This is a genomic window from Mitsuaria sp. RG, from assembly GCF_028369275.1.
Classification (GTDB): Bacteria; Pseudomonadota; Gammaproteobacteria; order Pseudomonadales; family Pseudomonadaceae; genus Aquipseudomonas; species Aquipseudomonas peradeniyensis.
Genome location: NZ_JAQMYQ010000032.1, coordinates 47,288 through 65,814, shown reverse-complemented (window position 1 = coordinate 65,814; position 18,527 = coordinate 47,288). Strand labels below are relative to the sequence as shown.

The 18,527-nt window shown below is 66.6% G+C and carries 2 protein-coding genes; both read right to left on the bottom strand.

The annotated features are described in order from the left end of the window. Positions 1–199: 199 nt before the first annotated feature. Positions 200–8,842: an amino acid adenylation domain-containing protein gene (locus POF53_RS17885; RefSeq protein WP_498968783.1), complete on the bottom strand. Its 8,643-nt coding sequence runs from the start codon at positions 8,840–8,842 to the stop codon at positions 200–202. 1 nt (position 8,843) lies between these two features. Beyond that, on the bottom strand, positions 8,844–18,515 hold the full coding sequence (locus tag POF53_RS17880; RefSeq protein WP_498968781.1) for an amino acid adenylation domain-containing protein: 9,672 nt from the start codon (positions 18,513–18,515) through the stop codon (positions 8,844–8,846). Between the last annotated feature and the right edge of the window lie 12 nt (positions 18,516–18,527).

Here is an 18,527-nt window from a genome sequence, read left to right as displayed (position 1 = left end):
CCAAGACCAAAGTAACCCGCCGTAAGGGCGGAAAGGTGAATAAGCGTCGACATCTTAAATGAATGCACATACAACTTTCAAAACCAGCCAACAATAGCTTTAAAAGTTCTAGCAACTCAGATGCCATCGCAAGACAGAAGGACGAGATACACAAGAATAACGGGTAGAACCCAACGCCCCACCCGCCCCCAATCACCCATCAAGCCTTACCAGCCAACCGCCCCACCAGCCCATCGACAAACGCCACGGCATTGATAATCCCCTCATGCCCATCAGCGATCACCGTAGAACTGGCCAACCCGTTGACCGAAGCCTGCGCCAGCAACCCCGCCTCCCCCATACGCACCCGCTCCAGGCTACGACTCTCGCTGGCCCACCAGCAATCCACCCGGACCGCCAGCGGCCGCAGGCGAAACGCCTGGCTCAGTTCGACGTTGCGATCAAGGACAGCGAAACCATCAACGATCTCCCGCTGCAGATGCACATCCTCGTGAATGGCCCGCAGCCGCTCGGCACTGACGCCCCCCGCAGCGGCCACCTGCTCGATGACCCACTCGGTCCTGTCGACCCCGGCAGGCAGACGCCCGGCCTCATCGATAAAGCCGACGATACGGGCTTCACCAACACCCGGAGCGAAAGCCAGCAGCCCCCGCAGCAGGCTCTCGTCCGCCCGCGCCACCTGCACCACCTCGACGGGCTCGGCCTCAAGGCCGGACACGTCCTTCGGCAGCAGGGTATCGACCAGGCCGACGAAGCCCACTTCCTGGCCTGCCTGCTCCAGGGCGTGAGCCACCTCCAGCGCCAGGGCGCCGCCCAGGGACCAGCCCAGCAAATGGTAAGGGCCATTGGCCTGGGTACGACGAATCTGCTCGACGTAGTAGCCGACCATCGCCTCCCAGGACTCGTCCACCCAGCCCGGCTCGGCGTAGCACTTGTTGACCAGGCCATACACCGGACGCTCGTCGGCCAGGCGGCTGGCCAGCGGGTAGTAGGCATAGGCACCGCCACCGCCCGGCGGCAGGCAGAACAGCGCCGGACGCTGCAGTTGGCAACCGTTGAGGTTGATCACCGACGATTTCAGGCGATCCTTGCCGCCACCGATGAAGTTCGCCAGTTCCTCGAAGCTCGCCATCAGCATGAACTCATGCAGGCTGATGTTGGTGGCGAAGGCTTCGCGCACCCGGTTTACCAAGGTGATCACCAGCAGCGAGTGACCGCCCAGTTCGAAGAAGTTGTCGTGCAGACCCACCTGCTCGACCTTCAGCACTTCGCTCCAGATCGCCGCCAGCTGTTGCTCCAGCTCCGTACGTGGCGCCACGTAGCCTTGTTGCAGTTGGCTGGCGTCCGGCTTCGGCAAGGCCTTGCGGTCCAGCTTGCCGTTGGCCGTCAGCGGCCACTGGTCCAGCACCAGGAAGTGCGTGGGGACCATGTAGTCCGGCAGATTGGCTTTCAGGTGCTGTTTCAGCGTGTCACGCAACGCTGCGTGGTCTGCATTTACATCTTGGGCGATCAGGTAAGCGGCCAGTTGCTTGCCCCCTGCCCCGTCGATATCCAGCACCAGCACTTCGCGTACGGCGGCATGCTCTTGCAGGCGTGCCTCGATTTCGCCCAGTTCGATACGGAAGCCACGGATCTTCACCTGATGGTCGATCCGGCCCACGTATTCGATCACGTCCTGGCCGCGATAACGGGCCAGGTCGCCGGTGCGGTACAGACGTCCGCCTTCGCTGGAGAACGGATCCGGTACGAAGCGTTCGGCGGTCAGCGAGGCACGGTTGTGGTAACCGCGCGCCAGGCCGGCTTGGCCGACGTGCAGCTCGCCCGTGCAGCCCTTGGCCACCGGATTGAAATCGGCATCCAGTACATACATCGACAGGTCCGGGATCGCCGCACCGATCGGGCTGCCCGGTTGCTGCGTATCGGCGAAGCGGATCGGCCGGTAGGTCACGTGGACCGTGGTCTCGGTGATGCCGTACATGTTGATCAGGTTGTCGCAGTCCTCGCCGAAGCGCTCGAACCACGGTTGCAGCGCGGCCACATCCAGGGCTTCACCACCGAAGATCACGTAGCGCAGCGCCAGATCGGCAGTGCTGTCACAGGCCGCCCGCATCAGCGGCTTGAACGCCGACGGGGTCTGGTTGAGCACGGTCACGCCCTGCTCCACCAGCAGTTGGTGGAAATCTTCCGGCGAGCGCGTGGTTTCACGCGGCACGATCACCAGGCGACCGCCGTGCAGCAGCGCACCGAAGATCTCCCAAACGGAGAAGTCGAAGGCGTACGAGTGGAACAGCGTCCATACATCCTGCTGGCCAAAGCCGAACCAGGCATCGGTGGCCTTGAACAGGCGCAGCAGGTTGTGATGCGGCAGCAGCGTGCCTTTCGGCTTGCCGGTCGAGCCCGAGGTGTAGATCACGTAGGCCAGGTTATCCGGCTGGCTCAGGTGCTCGGGATTCTCATCGCTGTAACCGGCCAGATCATCTTCCAGCTTCAGGCTGCGAACCTGCGCTGGCACAGGCAAATCAGCCAGCAAGTGACCTTGAGTCAGCAGCAGTTGAATGCCGCTGTCTTCCATCATGTAGCTCAGGCGGTCCTGCGGATATTCAGGATCCAGCGGCACATAGGCGCCACCCGCCTTGAGGATCGCCAGCAGGCCGACGATCATCTCGAAGCCGCGCTCCACCGCGATGCCCACCAGCACATCCGGCCCCACGCCCTGCTCGCGCAGCTTGTGCGCCAGGCGGTTGGCGCGGCGGTTAAGCTGGTCGTAGCTCAGCGACTGCCCGGCGAAGGTCACGGCGACTGCTTCAGGCGTGCGCGCCGCCTGCGCTTCGATCAGCACATGAGCACAGGCTTCGCTCGGGAAACTGGCAATCTCCTGCTCCGCCGCCCCGCTCAAGGCCAGGTCACCCAGCGCCCGCTGCGACGAGTCCGCCAATCCTTCCAGCAGCTCGACGAAGTGCGCCGCCAACTGTTCGACGGCCGATTCGGCATAACTGGCTCGATCAAACTTGAAGCTGGCCAGCAGCCTGTCACCCACCTGTGCCACCAGGGTCAGCGGATAGTTGGTCTGCTCCTGGCTGACCACTTCGCCAAATGCCAGTTCCTGAGGCGCACCGGCTTGAAGCGCCTCGGACACCGGATAGTTTTCGAACACCAGGATATTGTCGAACAGCGCCTCGCCGCTCCAGCCGGCCCAGCGCTGGATCTCGTACAGCGGCGTGTGCTCATGCTCGCGCAAGGCCAGGTTCAGCGCCTGGACCTGCTGCACCCAGTCGCCCACGGTCTGTTCCGGGCGCGGGCTGGCGATCACCGGCAGGGTGTTGATGAACAGCCCCAGCTGCTCCTCGACACCCGGCAACTCGGCCGGGCGACCTGCCACGGTGGCGCCGAAGGTCACGCTGGACTGCCCGGTATAGCGCTGCAACAGCAGCAGCCAGGCCGCCTGGACCAGAGTGTTAAGGGTGACCCGCTGTTCCCGGGCAAACTCGCCCAGGCGCTGGGTGCGTTGCGGGTCGAGCAGCACCGGATATTCACCCTGTCCCTGCCCATGAGCCTCGGAGCGGAACGCCTGGGCCAGCCGGGTGGGTTCGTTCAAGCCGGCGGTGCGCTCGCGCCAGAAGCGCTCGCTGACTGTCTGGTCCTGGCGTTGCAGCCACTGGATATAGTCGCGGTAACGGCTGGTCTTGGCCGCAGGCACAACACCGGCGTAACGCTGCAGCACCTCGCCGAACAGCCGCGAGCTGCTCCAGCCATCCAGCAGGATATGGTGGTTGGTCAACACCAGCTGGTAGTGCTGCTCGCCGGTACGGATCACCGCCAGGCGCAGCAGCGGGCCGCAGGCGAGGTCGAAGCCGGCGCGCAGGTCGGCCTCGGCCCAGGCCTGCAACGCCGTAGGCAGGTCGGCCTGGTCGCGCCAGTCCAGCTCCACCAGCGGCAGGCGTGCCTCGCGCAGGACGACCTGCAGCGACTGGTCGTAACCGCTGACAAAGCTGCTGCGCAGTACCTCGTGGCTGTCCAGGGTGGCCTGCCAGGCCGCGACGAAGCGCGGCACATCCAGGCCCTGCACCTCGACCCGCAGCTGGTTGATGTAGTTGCCCGCCGCCTGCTCGTAGAGGCTGTGGAACAGCATGCCCTGCTGCATCGGCGACAACGGGTAGATGTCCTCGATATTGCTCGCGGCCACCGGCAACGCCGCCAGCTGGCGCTGGTCAAGGCGGGCCAGCGGGAAGTCCGACGGCGTCACGCCCGCCACGCCAGCGGTGGTGCAATGGGCGATCAGCAGGCGCAGTTCCTCGGCGTATTCGTCGGCCAGGCGCTGGATCTGTCCGCGCTCGAACACGGCGCTGCTGAAGCTCCAGTCCAGGGCCAGCTCGCCGGCGTAAACCTGGCCATCGATGCTGAGCAGGCTGCCCAGCGGCGCCTCCGGGCTCTGCCCCTGCCCCGCGCCTTCCGGCGCCGGGACGAACAGGCCTTGCTCGCTGTCGAAGCTGCCGTCGAACTGCCCCAGGTAGTTGAACACGATGCTGCCCTGGGCCGATGCGCCGAGGGTCTGGCGGGCCTGCTCGTCGCCCAGGTAGCGCAGCACGCCGTAGCCGATACCCTTGGCCGGCACTGCGCGCAGCTGCTCCTTGACCGCCATGATCGACGCGCCCATCTCGCTTGCCGGGGTCAGTTTCAATGGATACAGGCTGCTGAACCAACCCACCGTGCGGGTGATGTCGAGGTCGTCAAACAGGTCTTCACGGCCGTGGCCTTCCAGGCGGATCAGCGCATGCGCCTCGCCGGTCCAGCGGCGGATGACCCGGGCCAGCGCCGTCAGCAGCAGGTCGTTGACCTGGGTGCGGTAGGCGGCTGGCGCCTCTTGCAGCAGTTGCCGGGTCAGCTCGGCGTTCAGTCGGGTGCGCACCGAGATCTCATGCTTGCGCTGCTGGCCGCCCTCAGGGTTCGCCCCAGGCAGGGCGTCGCTGACACCCTGCAACTGCGCCTGCCAGTAGGCCAACTCGGCCACCAGCGCGGGGCTGCGGGCATGCTCGCGCAGGTGCTCGGCCCAGGCCTTGAGCGAGCTGCTCTTGGCCGGCAGTACCGGCGTCTTGCCGGCCGCCAGGGCCTGGCAGGCCGCCTGCAGGTCTTCGAGCAGGACGCGCCAGGACACGCCGTCGACCACCAGGTGATGAATCACCACCAACAGACGCTGCTGGCCTTCGGGCAGGTCGATCAGCACCACCCGCAGCAGCGGGCCATGCTTCAGGTCCAGGCTGCGCTGGGCCTCATCGGCCAGCTCCGGCAGGCGCGCGGCATCGTCAAGCTGATGCACCCACAGCAACTGCTGTGCATCGACCGGCGCGAACTGCCCCTGCCACTGCCCCTGGTCTTCGCTGAATCGCAGGCGCAAGGCGTCGTGCTGCGCCACCAGCAGCTTGAGCGCGGGCTGCAGCAACGCCACCGTCAACGGCTGGCGCGGGCTCAGCAGCACCGCCTGGTTCCAGTGGTGACGCTGGGGAATCGCGGTGCCGAAGAAACGCGCCTGGATCGGCAGCAACGGCAGACTGCCGCTGACCTGCTCGACCACCTCGGCCGCCGGTTTCTTCTCGATCAGCTTGGCCACCGCCGCCAGTTGGCCGATGGTCTGCTTCTCGAACAACTGCTTGGGGCTCAGCTTGATGCCCTGGCGCTTGGCCCGGGCGATGATCTGCAGGCTGAGGATGGAATCGCCGCCCATCTCGAAGAAGTTATCGGTGCTGCCCACTTGCTCGCGCTTGAGCACTTCGCACCAGATCGCGGCAAGTTTCTCCTCGATTTCGCCCACCGGCGCGGTGTAGCGCTGCCTGGCCACTCCCGGTTTGGGCAGCGCCTTTTTGTCCAGCTTGCCGTTGGCGGTCAGCGGCAGGCGCTCGAGCAACAGCACTTGAGCCGGCATCAGGTACTCCGGCAGGCGCGCCTGCAGGGCCTGGCGCAACGCCTCGGCCTGCAGCTCCACGCCCGCCGCCGGCACGGCCCAGGCCACCAGTTGCAGGCGCGTCGGATCGCTGTCCAGGGGCAGCGCCAGCACCACGGCCTCGCCGACGCCGGGCAGGCCTTGCAGCACCTGGCCGACCTCGCCCGGCTCGACCCGGTAGCCGCGGATCTTCACCTGGTCGTCGCCACGGCCCAGGTACTCCAGCACGCCCTGATCCAGGCGCGCGCGGTCACCGGCACGGTACAGCCGCTCGCCGTTGTGGCCAAAGGGATCGGGGACGAACCGCTCGGCGGTCAGGCCCGGCTGGCCGACATAGCCCTGGGCCAAGCCCTGGCCACCCAGGTACAGCTCGCCGGCCACCCGCTCGGGCAGCGGGTTGAGGTAGGCATCCAGCACCCGCGCCTGGCCGTTATCCAATGGTCGACCCACCGGCACGCTGCGCCAGCCGGGCAGGCGTTCGCCGACTTCGTGGGTGAGGATGCCCACGGTGGTCTCGGTCGGACCGTAGTGGTTGATGATCCGGCAACCGGGCTTCAGGCGCCGGACCTGCTCGATCAGGGCCCAGGAGCTGGCTTCGCCGCCAAGGATCAGCAGCTGTTCGGGCAACACCCGCTCAGGCTGCGCGGCCTGCAGCAGGCCTTGCAGATGACTGGGCACGATCTTCAGCACATCGACCCGGTGCTCGGCCATGTAGCTGGCAAAGCCGTCCGGGTCGAAGCCCTGGTCGTGGCCCAGCAGGTGCAGCAGCCGGCCCGAGGCCAGCGCGCCGAACAGCACGGTGTGACCGAGGTCCGCGGCCACGGTGGAGACCATCGCCAGGCTGGCGCCGGGTTGCAGGTCGAGGCGTTGCAGCACGCCCTGCAGGTAGTTGGCCAGCGCGCCGTGGCTGATCACCACGCCCTTGGGCTGCCCGGTGGAACCCGAGGTGTAGATGATGTACGCCGCTTGCTGCGGTTCGATGTGTACCGCCGGCGGCTGGTCGCTGCAGTCTGCGTGCTGCGCCGCGTCAAAAGCCAGCGCCGGGCATACGCCGAGCCCCGCCGCCTGGGCATCGCCCAGGGCATGCACCAGCAACCGCGCGCCACTGCCCTGCAGCAGTTGCTGCAGGCGTTCGGCGGGCTGGCGGCTGTCCAGCGGCAGGTACACCGCGCCCAGCTTGAGCACGGCCAGCAGGCTGGTCACCCACTCGATGGAGCGTTCCTGGCACAGCGCCACGGTCATGCCCGGGGCGATGCCCTGCGCCTTCAGATAGTGGGCGAAGCGGTTGGCCTGCTGCTCCAGCTCCATGTAGCTGACCATGCGATCACCCGCGCGCAGCGCCGGCTGCCCGGCACCGGCCTGCAGGCCTTGGCGCCACAGGGCGAGGAAGTCCGGCTGCGACCAGTCCCGGAGGTTGGCCTCGACCTGCGCGGCCTGGGTATCGGGATGCTCGAACAGCGCCGCCTCAGGATGCTCCACGAGGGTGCGCAGCACCGCCTGGAACGAAGCAGCGATGCGTTCGATGGTCGCGGCTTCGAACAGGTCGGTGCTGTAGGTGAAGTAGCCTTGCAGGCCGTCGGGCGTTTCGGAGAAGTCGAAGGCCAGGTCGAAGCGGGCATCGCGGCCTTCGACCGAAAAACCGCTGACGCTCAGGCCGCCCAGCGTCTGCCGGGCCTGGGCGGCGGCTTCGCTGTCGGCCAGGTTCTGGTTGATCTTCACCTGGAACAGTGGGTTGTGGCCCAGCGAGCGCTCCGGCGCCAGGGCATCCACCAGGTGCTCGAACGGCAGTTCCTGATGTGACTGCGCTCCACTGACGGCCTGCTTCACCTGTTCCAGCAGGGCCGCGCCGCTCTGACACTCGTCCACCTGCACCCGCAGCACCTGGGTGTTGATGAAGAAGCCGATCAGGCCTTCGACTTCCTTGCGGTTGCGCCCGGCGTTGGGCGCGCCGATGCGGATGTCGGCCTGGCCGCTGTAGCGCGCCAGGGTCACGGCCAGGGCCGCGAGGGTCAGCATGAACACGGTCTGGCCCTGGCTGCGCGCCTGGGCCTTGAGCTTGGCCGACAACGCCGCCGGCACATCGCTGCGCAGGGTCGCGCCGCGGTAGCTGGGGTGCGCCGGGCGCTCATGATCCAACGGCAGTTCCAGCACCGGGTGCTCATCTCCCAGCTGCTGCTTCCAGTACTGCAACTGGCGCTCACCCTCGCCGGCCTCGAGCCAGGCGCGCTGCCAGATGGCATAGTCGGCGTACTGCACCTCGAGCGGCGGCAGGTCGGCAGCGCGACCCTGGGACAGCGCTTCGTACAGGTGCACGAACTCCTGCACCATCAGCTCGCCCGACCAGCCGTCGGAGACGATATGGTGCATGCACACCGTCAGCACATGTTCGCTGGGCGCCAGGCGCAGCAAGCGGACCCGTAGCAGCGGCCCTTCGAGCAGGTCGAAAGGCGCATCCAGCGCCTCGCGCACCGCGCCGCGCAGGCACTGTTCGAGATCTTCGCCCGGCCCGGCCTGCACCTCACGCACTTCCAGGCTCACGCCCGACTGCTCAAGGACCTGCTGGTGGAACTCACCCTCTTCAGAGACAAAACGCGTGCGCAGGCTTTCGTGACGCCGCACCAGCGCGTCCAGGGCCTCGGCCAGGGCCTGCTGGTTCAGCGAGCCGCTCAGGCGCACTGCCATCGGCACGTTGTAGAAACTGCTCTGCGGCTCCAGCTGCCAGAGGAACAGCATGCGCTGCTGGGCATAGGACAGCGGGATGCGCGGGCTGTCGTGGCGGGTGACGGCGATCGGCAGCAGGCGAAAGCTCTGCCCGGTCTCGCGCATCTTGTCGAGGATCTGCCGACGCTGCTCCAGGGCAAGGCCCACAAAGCGCTTGGCGATACGTTCTGCTGTGCTCTTGTCCATCTCAGACGCCCGCCATTTCATTCATCATTCTTTCGATATCGGACAAGCCGTCCTCGCTCAACGACAGGCCGGTGGAGGCACAGGCCTGGGCAAAATCATTCAATTGCGGTTTCTCGAATAGCAGGCGCAGCGGGATGTCGATCCCCAGGCCCGAGTTGATCTTGGAAATCAGCTGGGCCGCCAGCAGCGAATGCCCGCCCAGCTCGAAGAAGTCATCCATCAGGCCCACCCGCTCGACCTCCAGCACCTCGGCCCAGAGCGCCGCCAGCTGCTGTTCCAGCTCGCTGACCGGGGCCACGTAGGCCGACTGCGCCTGACGGGTATCGGGGGCCGGCAGCGCCTTGCGGTCGAGCTTGCCGTTGGGCAGCAGCGGCATGCGCTCGAGCAGCACCAGGTACATCGGCACCATGTAGTCCGGCACGCTGGCACCCAGGTGCGCCTTCAGTTCGGCGCGCAGGCCAGCGTCCTCCTCGGGCATCGCGTCGGGCACCAGGTAGGCGGCCAGCTGCTTGCCGCCCGGGCCGTCGATATCGACCACCAGCACCTCGCGCACTGCCGGGTGCTCGCGCAGACGTGCCTCGATCTCGCCCAGTTCGATACGGAAGCCGCGGATCTTCACCTGATGGTCGATGCGCCCGGCATACTCGACCACACCCTGCTCGCGGTAGCGCGCCAGGTCGCCGGTACGGTACAGACGCCCACCCGGTGTGCTGGCGAACGGATCGGGGATGAAGCGCTCGGCAGTCAACCCCGGGCGGTTGTGATAGCCGCGGGCAAGCAATTCGCCACCGACCAGCAGTTCGCCGATGGCCCCAGGCAGGGCCAGGTCACCGTCGGCGTCCACCAGGTGGATCGAGCGGCCGGCCAGGGCCTTGCCGATCGGGATCTGCACCGGCAGGGGCTGCTCGCCGGTGACATAGGCGCTGCAGTCATGGCTCATGACACTGACGGTGGCCTCGGTCGGCCCGTAGGTGTTGAGCAGGCGCACATGGCCAAGCCCGGCCTGTTGCCAGGCCAGCACCGCATCGGCGGCCATGGCCTCGCCGCCCATGTGGATGCGCCGCAGCTGGCCGTAGTCCCGCGGGCCCTTGGCCGCGAAGTCCTTGGCCAGCAGGTGCCAGTAGGCGGTCGGCAGGTCGGCGAAGGTGATGCCTTGGGTCACCAGTTCGCGGTAGAAGGTCTCGCTGTCCCACAGCGTCGGGCCACGCACCACCACGCTGGCGCCGCAGATCAGCGCCGGGTACAGCTGCTCGACGAAGGCGTCGAAGTTGAAGGTGGAGAACTGCAGCACCCGGTCGGCCGCCGACAGCCCGCAGAAGCCCTTGGCGACATGGGCGTGCCGGCTCAGGGCCGCGGCGCTGATGCCCACGCCCTTGGGGCGGCCGGTGGAGCCGGAGGTGTACATGATGTACGCCAGGTTGTCGGGGTCGCCCAGTTCAGGCAGCGCATGGTTTGGCCAGGCGTCGAGGGGTTCGCTGTCCAGGCACAGGCAGCGCACCTGCGGCGCCACCGCCAGGCCTTGCAACTGCGTGCTGTGGCCAAGCAGCAGGACGATGCCGCTGTCCTCCATCATGTAGGCCAGGCGCTCGTGCGGGTAGTCGGGGTCCAGCGGCACATAGGCGCCGCCGGCCTTGAGCACCGCCAGTAGACCGACCACCATGTCCAGGCTGCGCGGCAGGGCGATGCCCACGCGCACGTCCGGGCCGATGCCTTCCTGGCGCAGGCGGTGGGCCAGCTGGTTGGCGCGCTGGTCCAGGGCCTGGTAGCTGAGCTGCTGCCCTTCGCAGATCAGCGCCGTGGCCTGCGGCGTGCGCGCGGCCTGGTCGGCGATCAACTGCTGCACGGTGCGCTGGTCGGGGTAGACCGCCTCGTGTCGGCTCCATTGCTCAAGGATGGTCTGGCGCTGCGCCGCGTCCAGCAGCGGCAGCTCGACGATGCGCTGGGCCGGCTGGGTGCTGACCGCCTGCAGCAGGTTGAGCCAGTGCGCGGCCATGCGCTCGATGGTGGCGTGCTCGAACAGGTCGCTGACGTAGGTCAGGGTCGCGCCCAGGCCATCCTCGCTTTCAAAGGTGTCCAGGGCCAGGTCCAGATGCGCCGTGGGGTTGCCCCAGCTCAGGCCTTCGATGCTCAAGCCCGGCAACTCGCGGGCCTGGTCCGGGCGCTGGGCCTGGTGGTTGAACATCACCTGGAACAGCGGGTTGTGGCTCAGGCTGCGCTCTGGCTGCAGCGCCTCGACCAGTTGCTCGAACGGCAGGTCCTGGTGGGCCTGGGCCTGCAGCGCAGTGTGCTTGACCTGCTGCAGCAGCTCGCTGAAGGTCGTGTGCAGCTCGAACTGCGCCTTGAGCACCTGGGTGTTGACGAAGAAGCCGATCAGCCCCTCGGTCTCGGCCCGGGTGCGGTTGGCGATCGGCACGCCGACGCGGATGTCGGCCTGCCCGGTCTGGCGGTGCAGCAGGCTCTGGAACGAGGCCAGCAGCAGCATGAACAGCGTCAACCCTTGCTGTCGCGCCTGGGCCTTCAGGGCCTGGACCAGCGGCGCCGGTACCTCGATGGCGAGGCTGCGTCCGGCGTGGCTCTGCACGGTGGGGCGCGGGTGATCGGTGGGCAGTTGCAGCACATAGTGCTCGCCGCCCAGCTGGGCCAGCCAGTAATCGAGCTGGCGGGCCTGCTCGCCGGCCGCCATCCACTGGCGCTGCCAGGCGGCATAGTCGGCGTACTGCACGGCCAGGGCCGGCAGCTCGGGCTGGCGGCCCTGGCTCAAGGCCAGGTAGGCGCTCACCACCTCATCGACCATGATCGGCATCGACCAGCCATCGGCGACGATATGGTGCAGGGTCAGCACCAGCACATGCTCGTCCTCGGCCAGGCGCAGCAGGCGTACCCGCAGCAGCGGCCCCTGGGTCAGGTCGAACGGGCGCTGGATCTCACGGGCAACGCGTTCGCGGACCGCCTCGGTGGAGGTGTCCTGCAGCGACTCCATCACCAGGGTGAAGGTCGTGGGCACCTGGATATGCTGTAGTGCCTCGCCACCCCGTTGCTCGAAGGTGGTGCGCAGGCTCTCATGCCGCGCGACCAGGGCTTCGAAGGCCTGGCGCAGCGCCTCCAGGTTGATCCGGCCCTTCAGTTGCAGGGCTGCGGGGATATGGTAGGCGGTGCTTTCAGGCTCCAGCTGCCAGAGGAACCACTGGCGTTGCTGGGCATAGGACAACGGCAGCGGTTGGCTGCGGTCCACGACAGTGAACGCCGGTGCCTGGCTGGCCGAACCCTGGCCGGCAGCCTGGGCGAAGGCCTGCAGGTCGGCGGACTCGAACAGGCTGCGCAGCGAAACTTCCAGGTTCAGGCGCTGGCGAATGCGCGAGGTCACCTGGGTGGCCAGTAGCGAGTGGCCGCCGAGTTCGAAGAAGTTGTCGTGCAGCCCCACCTGCTCGACCTTCAGCACTTCGCTCCAGATCGCGGCCAGTTGTTGTTCCAGGTCCGTACGCGGGGCCACGTAGCCTTGTTGCAGTTGGCTTGCGTCCGGCTTGGGCAGGGCCTTGCGGTCCAGCTTGCCGTTGGCGGTCAGCGGCCACTGTTCCAGCACCAGGAAATGAGTCGGAACCATGTAGTCCGGGAGGTTGGCTTTCAGGTGCTGTTTCAGCGTGTCGCGCAGCGTTGCGTGATCGGCGGATGGATCCTGAGCGATCAGGTAGGCAGCCAGTTGCTTGCCCCCTGCCCCGTCGATATCCAGCACCAGCACTTCGCGCACGGCGGCATGCTCTTGCAGGCGTGCCTCGATCTCGCCCAGTTCGATACGGAAGCCGCGAATCTTCACCTGATGATCGATCCGGCCCACGTACTCGATCACCTCCTGGCCGCGATAGCGCGCCAGGTCACCGGTGCGGTACAGGCGCCCGCCTTCGCTGGAGAACGGATCCGGCACGAAGCGTTCGGCAGTCAGCGAAGCGCGGTTGTGGTAACCGCGGGCCAGGCCGGCATGGCCAACGTGCAGCTCGCCCGTGCAGCCCTTGGCCACCGGATTGAAATCGGCATCCAGTACATACATCGACAGGTCCGGGATCGCCGCACCGATCGGGCTACCCGCCTGTTGCGTGTCGGCAAAGCCGATTGGCCGATAGGTCACGTGGACCGTGGTCTCGGTGATGCCGTACATGTTGATCAGGTTGTCGCAGTCTTCACCAAAGCGTTCGAACCACGGTTGCAGTGCCGCCACATCCAGGGCCTCGCCACCGAAGATCACGTAGCGCAGGGCCAGATCATCAGCACTGTCACAGGCCACTCGCATCAGCGGCTTGAACGCCGACGGGGTCTGGTTGAGCACGGTCACGCCCTGCTCCACCAGCAACTGGTGGAAGTCTTCCGGCGAACGGGTCACCTCACGCGGCACGATCACCAGGCGACCGCCGTGCAGCAGCGCACCGAAGATCTCCCACACCGAGAAGTCGAAGGCATACGAGTGGAACAGCGTCCATACATCCTGCGGACCGAAGCCGAACCAGGCATCGGTGGCCTTGAACAGGCGCAGCAGGTTGTGGTGCGGCAGCAAGGTGCCTTTTGGCTTGCCGGTGGAGCCCGAGGTGTAGATCACATAGGCAAGGTTGTCCGGCTGCGTCAGGTGCGCAGGGTTCTGATCGCTGTAGCCAGCCAGATCGTCTTCCAGCTTCAGGCTGCGGACCTGCGCCGGTACAGGCAGATCGGCCAACAGATGACCTTGAGTCAGCAGCAGTTGAATACCGCTGTCTTCCATCATGTAGCTCAGGCGATCCTGCGGGTACTCCGGATCCAGCGGCACATAGGCGCCCCCGGCCTTGAGAATCGCCAGCAGGACGACGATCATCTCGAAGCCGCGCTCCACGGCGATGCCCACCAGCACATCCGGCCCCACGCCCTGCTCGCGCAGCTTGTGGGCCAGGCGGTTGGCGCGGCGGTTGAGCTGGTCGTAGCTCAGCGCCTGCCCGGCGAAGGCCACGGCAATCGCCTCAGGCGTACGTGCCGCCTGCGCCTCGATCAGCACATGAGCGCACTCGGCGCTTGGATAACGCTGCACATCCGCTTGCAGCTCGACCAGCTCTGCCGCATCGAGCAACGGCAACTGCGCCACGCGCTGGCCGCTGTCCTGGCAGATGCCCTGCAGCAGGTTGCGCCAGTACCCACCCAGACGCTCGGCCGTGGCCGGGTCGAACAACGCGGTGGCATAGGTCAGGATGGCGCTCAGCCCGGCGCCATGCTCGACCGTGTTGAGCACCAGGTCGAACTGGGCGGTGCGCTCTTCCCAGTCCAGCCCCTCGATCCGAAGCCCGGCCAGCTCCTGGGCCATGCCGGGATTTTCCGCCTTGTGGTTGAACAACACCTGGAACAGCGGGCTGTGGCTCATGCTGCGCTCGGGCTGCAGCGCCTCGACCAGTTGTTCGAACGGCAGGTCCTGGTGCGCCTGGGCCTGCACGGCGGTCTGGCGGACCTGTTGCAGCAGCTCGGCGAAAGTGGTGCGCAGGTCAAAGCGGGCGTCGAGCACCTGGGTGTTGACGAAGAAGCCAATCAGGCCCTCGGTCTCGGCCCGGTTGCGGTTGGCCACCGGCACGCCGACGCGCACCTGCGATTGCCCGCTGAGGCGGTGCAGCAGCGTCTGGAACGAAGCCAGCAGCAGCATGAACAGGGTCACGCCCTGTTGCCGCGCGGTAGCCTTGAGGGCCTCGACCAGCTCGCGCTCCAGACGGATGTCCAGGCGTGCGCCGGCGTGGTTCTGCTGCAGGGGCCGCGGACGGTCGGTCGGCAGCTCCAGCAACGGTTGCTCATCACCCAACTGCCGGCGCCAGTAGTCGAGCTGGCGAGCCTGCTCGCCGGCTTCCATCCACTGGCGCTGCCAGGCCGCATAGTCGGCGTACTGGAACGCCAGGGCCGGCAGTTGCGGGGCAATGCCCTGGCAATGGGCGGCATACAGGCGCACCACTTCATCGACCATGACCGGCATCGACCAGCCGTCGGCGACGATATGGTGCAGAGTCAGCACCAGCACATGCTCGTCGGCGGCCAGGCGCAGCAGGCGGGCGCGCAGCAGCGGGCCGTGCTCCAGGTCGAATGGCTGGGCGGTTTCCTCGACGATACGTGCCTGCAGGGCTTCGGCGTTTACCGTTTCGACGGCCAGGTCGAAGTCGCTGGCCAGGTGGATGCGCTGCCAGGCTTGGTCGCCTTCCTGATGGAAGGTGGTGCGCAGGGTTTCATGACGAGCAATCAGCGCGGCGAAGCTGCTGCGCAGGGCCTCGATGTTCAGCTCGCCCTTCAGACGCAGGGCCGAAGGAATGTTGTAGGCGGCGCTGTCCGGCTCCAGCTGCCAGAGGAACCACTGGCGTTGCTGGGCGTAGGACAACGGCAGCGGCTGGCTGCGGTCCACGACAGTGAACGCCGGCGCCTGGCTGGCCGAACCCTGGCCGGCAGCCTGGGCGAAGGCCCGCAGGTCGGCGGACTCGAACAGGCTGCGCAGCGGGACTTCCAGCTCCAAGCGCTGGCGGATCCGCGAGGTCACTTGGGTGGCCAGCAACGAGTGGCCACCGAGCTCGAAGAAGTTGTCGTGCAGACCCACCTGCTCGACCTTCAGCACTTCGCTCCAGATCGCGGCCAGTTGTTGTTCCAGCGCCGTGCGTGGCGCCACGTAGCCTTGTTGCAGTTGGCTGGCGTCCGGCTTCGGCAGGGCCTTGCGGTCCAGCTTGCCGTTGGCCGTCAGCGGCCACTGGTCCAGCACAAGGAAGTGGGTCGGGACCATGTAGTCCGGCAGGTTGGCTTTCAGGTGCTGTTTCAGCGTGTCACGCAACGTTGCGTGGTCTGCATTTACATCTTGGGCGATCAGGTAAGCGGCCAGTTGCTTGCCCCCTGCCCCGTCGATATCCAGCACCAACACTTCGCGCACGGCAGCGTGCTCTTGCAGGCGTGCCTCGATCTCGCCCAGTTCGATACGGAAGCCACGGATCTTCACCTGATGGTCGATCCGGCCCACGTATTCGATCACGTCCTGGCCGCGATAGCGCGCCAGGTCGCCGGTACGGTACAGGCGCCCGCCTTCGCTGGAGAACGGATCCGGCACAAAGCGTTCGGCAGTCAGCGAAGCGCGGTTGTGGTAACCGCGGGCCAGGCCGGCGTGGCCGACGTGCAGCTCGCCCGTGCAGCCCTTGGCCACCGGATTGAAATCGGCATCCAGTACATACATCGACAGGTCCGGGATCGCCGCACCGATCGGGCTGCCCGGTTGCTGCGTATCGGCGAAGCGGATCGGCCGGTAGGTCACGTGGACCGTGGTCTCGGTGATGCCGTACATGTTGATCAGGTTGTCGCAGTCCTCGCCGAAACGCTCGAACCACGGTTGCAACGCCGCCACATCCAGGGCTTCGCCGCCGAAGATCACGTAACGCAGCGCCAGATCGGCAGAGCTGTCACAAGCCACCCGCATCAGCGGTTTGAACGCCGACGGGGTCTGGTTCAGCACGGTCACGCCCTGCTCCACCAGCAACTGGTGGAAGTCTTCAGGCGAACGCGTGGTTTCACGCGGCACGATCACCAGACGACCGCCGTGCAGCAGCGCACCGAAGATCTCCCAGACGGAGAAGTCGAAGGCGTACGAGTGGAACAGCGTCCATACATCCTGCGGACCGAAGCCGAACCAGGCATCGGTCGCCTTGAACAGGCGCAGCAGGTTGTGGTGCGGCAGCAGCGTGCCTTTCGGCTTGCCGGTCGAGCCCGAGGTGTAGATGACGTAGGCCAGATTGTCCGGCTGAGTCAGGTGCGCAGGGTTCTCATCGCTGTAGCCAGCCAGATCGTCTTCCAGCTTCAGGCTGCGGACCTGCGTCGGCACGGGCAGATTCGCCAGCAGGTGACCTTGCGTCAGCAACAGTTGAATACCGCTGTCTTCCATCATGTAGCTCAGGCGGTCCTGCGGGTATTCCGGATCCAGCGGCACATAGGCGCCACCCGCCTTGAGGATCGCCAGCAGGCCGACGATCATCTCGAACCCGCGCTCCACGGCGATGCCCACCAGCACATCCGGCCCCACGCCCTGCTCACGCAGCTTGTGCGCCAGGCGGTTGGCACGGCGGTTGAGCTGGTCGTAGCTCAGCGCCTGCCCGGCGAAGGTCACGGCGACCGCCTCAGGCGTACGTGCCGCCTGCGCCTCGATCAGCTCATGGGCACAAGCCGTGCCTGGATATTGCTGCACATCAGCTTTCCACTCGCCCTGCTCTGCCACATCGAGCAACGGCAACTGCGCCACACGCTGCGCGTGGTCCTGGCAAATGCCCTGCAACAGGTTGCGCCAATGCCGGCCGATGCGCTCGACCGTGGCCGGGTCGAACAGCGAGGTGGCGTAGGTCAGTGCCGCGATCAGCCCGCCGTCGTGTTCGGCGGTGTTGAGGATCAGGTCGAACTGGGTGGTCTGCCCTTCCCAGCTCAAGCCCTCGACCTGCAGCTCGCCGAGCTGACGGGCCATGCCCGGGCTTTCGGCCTGGTGGTTGAACAGCACCTGGAACAGCGGGTTGTGGCTCATGCTGCGCTCGGGCTGCAGCGCCTCGACCAGTTGCTCGAACGGCAGGTCCTGATGCGCCTGGGCCTGCAGCGCGGCCTCGCGGACCTGCTGCAGCAACACGGTGAAGGTGGTCTGCGGCGCGAACTCGGCCTTGAGCACCTGGGTGTTGACGAAGAAGCCGATCAGCCCCTGGGTTTCGGCCCGGGCACGGTTGGCCACCGGCACGCCGACACGGATATCGGCCTGGCCGCTGTAGCGGTGCAGCAGCGTCTGGAACGACGCCAGCAACAGCATGAACAGGGTCACCCCCTGCTGACGCGCCAAGGTCTTGAGCGCCTGGGCCAGGGAGGCATCGATATCGATGGCCAGGCGCGCGCCGTGGAAGTTCTGCACCGACGGCCGCGGACGGTCGACGGGCAGCTCCAGCAGCGGCTGCTCGCCGGCCAGCTGCTGGCGCCAGTAGCCGAGCTGGCGCTCCTGCTCGCCCGCTTCCATCCAGTCGCGCTGCCACAACGCGTAGTCGGCGTACTGGATCGGCAGCTCAGCCAGGGTAACCGGCGAGCCCTGGCGCAAGCCTTGGTAAAGACGGATCAGCTCGTCCACCAGGATCGGCGTGGACCAGCCATCGGAGACGATATGGTGCACGGTGAGAATCAGCACATGCTCATCAGACCCCAGCACCAGCAGCCTGACCCGCAGCAGTGGGCCCTGTTGCAGGTCGAAGGGTTGCTGCACCTCGGCCTCCACCCGTGCACGGATGGCCGCTTCCAGATTTGCCGGATCGGCAACCGCGAACGGCTCAACCGCCAATGCCAGCGGCAAGGGCGGATGGACGACCTGCACCGCGCCGTCACCCTCCTGGCGGAAGGTGGTGCGCAGGGTCTCGTGGCGCGCCACCAGGCTGTCGAAGCTGCGCTGCAACGCCTCGATATCCAGCGCGCCCTTGAGCCGCAGCGCCGCCGGAATGTTGTAGGCGGCGCTGTGCGGATCGAGCTGCCAGAGGAACCACTGGCGCTGCTGTGCGTATGAAAGCGCTGCCCCGTCCGCAGAGTCCCTTCTGAAGATCGGGGTGACCCCGTAGAGGTTGACACCCTGGCGCTTGAGCAAGGCTGCCAATGCCTTGCGCTCCCTGGTGGACAGCGACTTTACGGAGTCGAGCAGCTCTTGCACTTTGAATGTCTC

Coding starts and splice junctions, on each gene's coding strand:
- POF53_RS17885 (WP_498968783.1), bottom strand. CDS start 8,842: ATGGACAAGAGCACAGCAGAACGTATCGCCAAGCGCTTTGTGGGCCTT.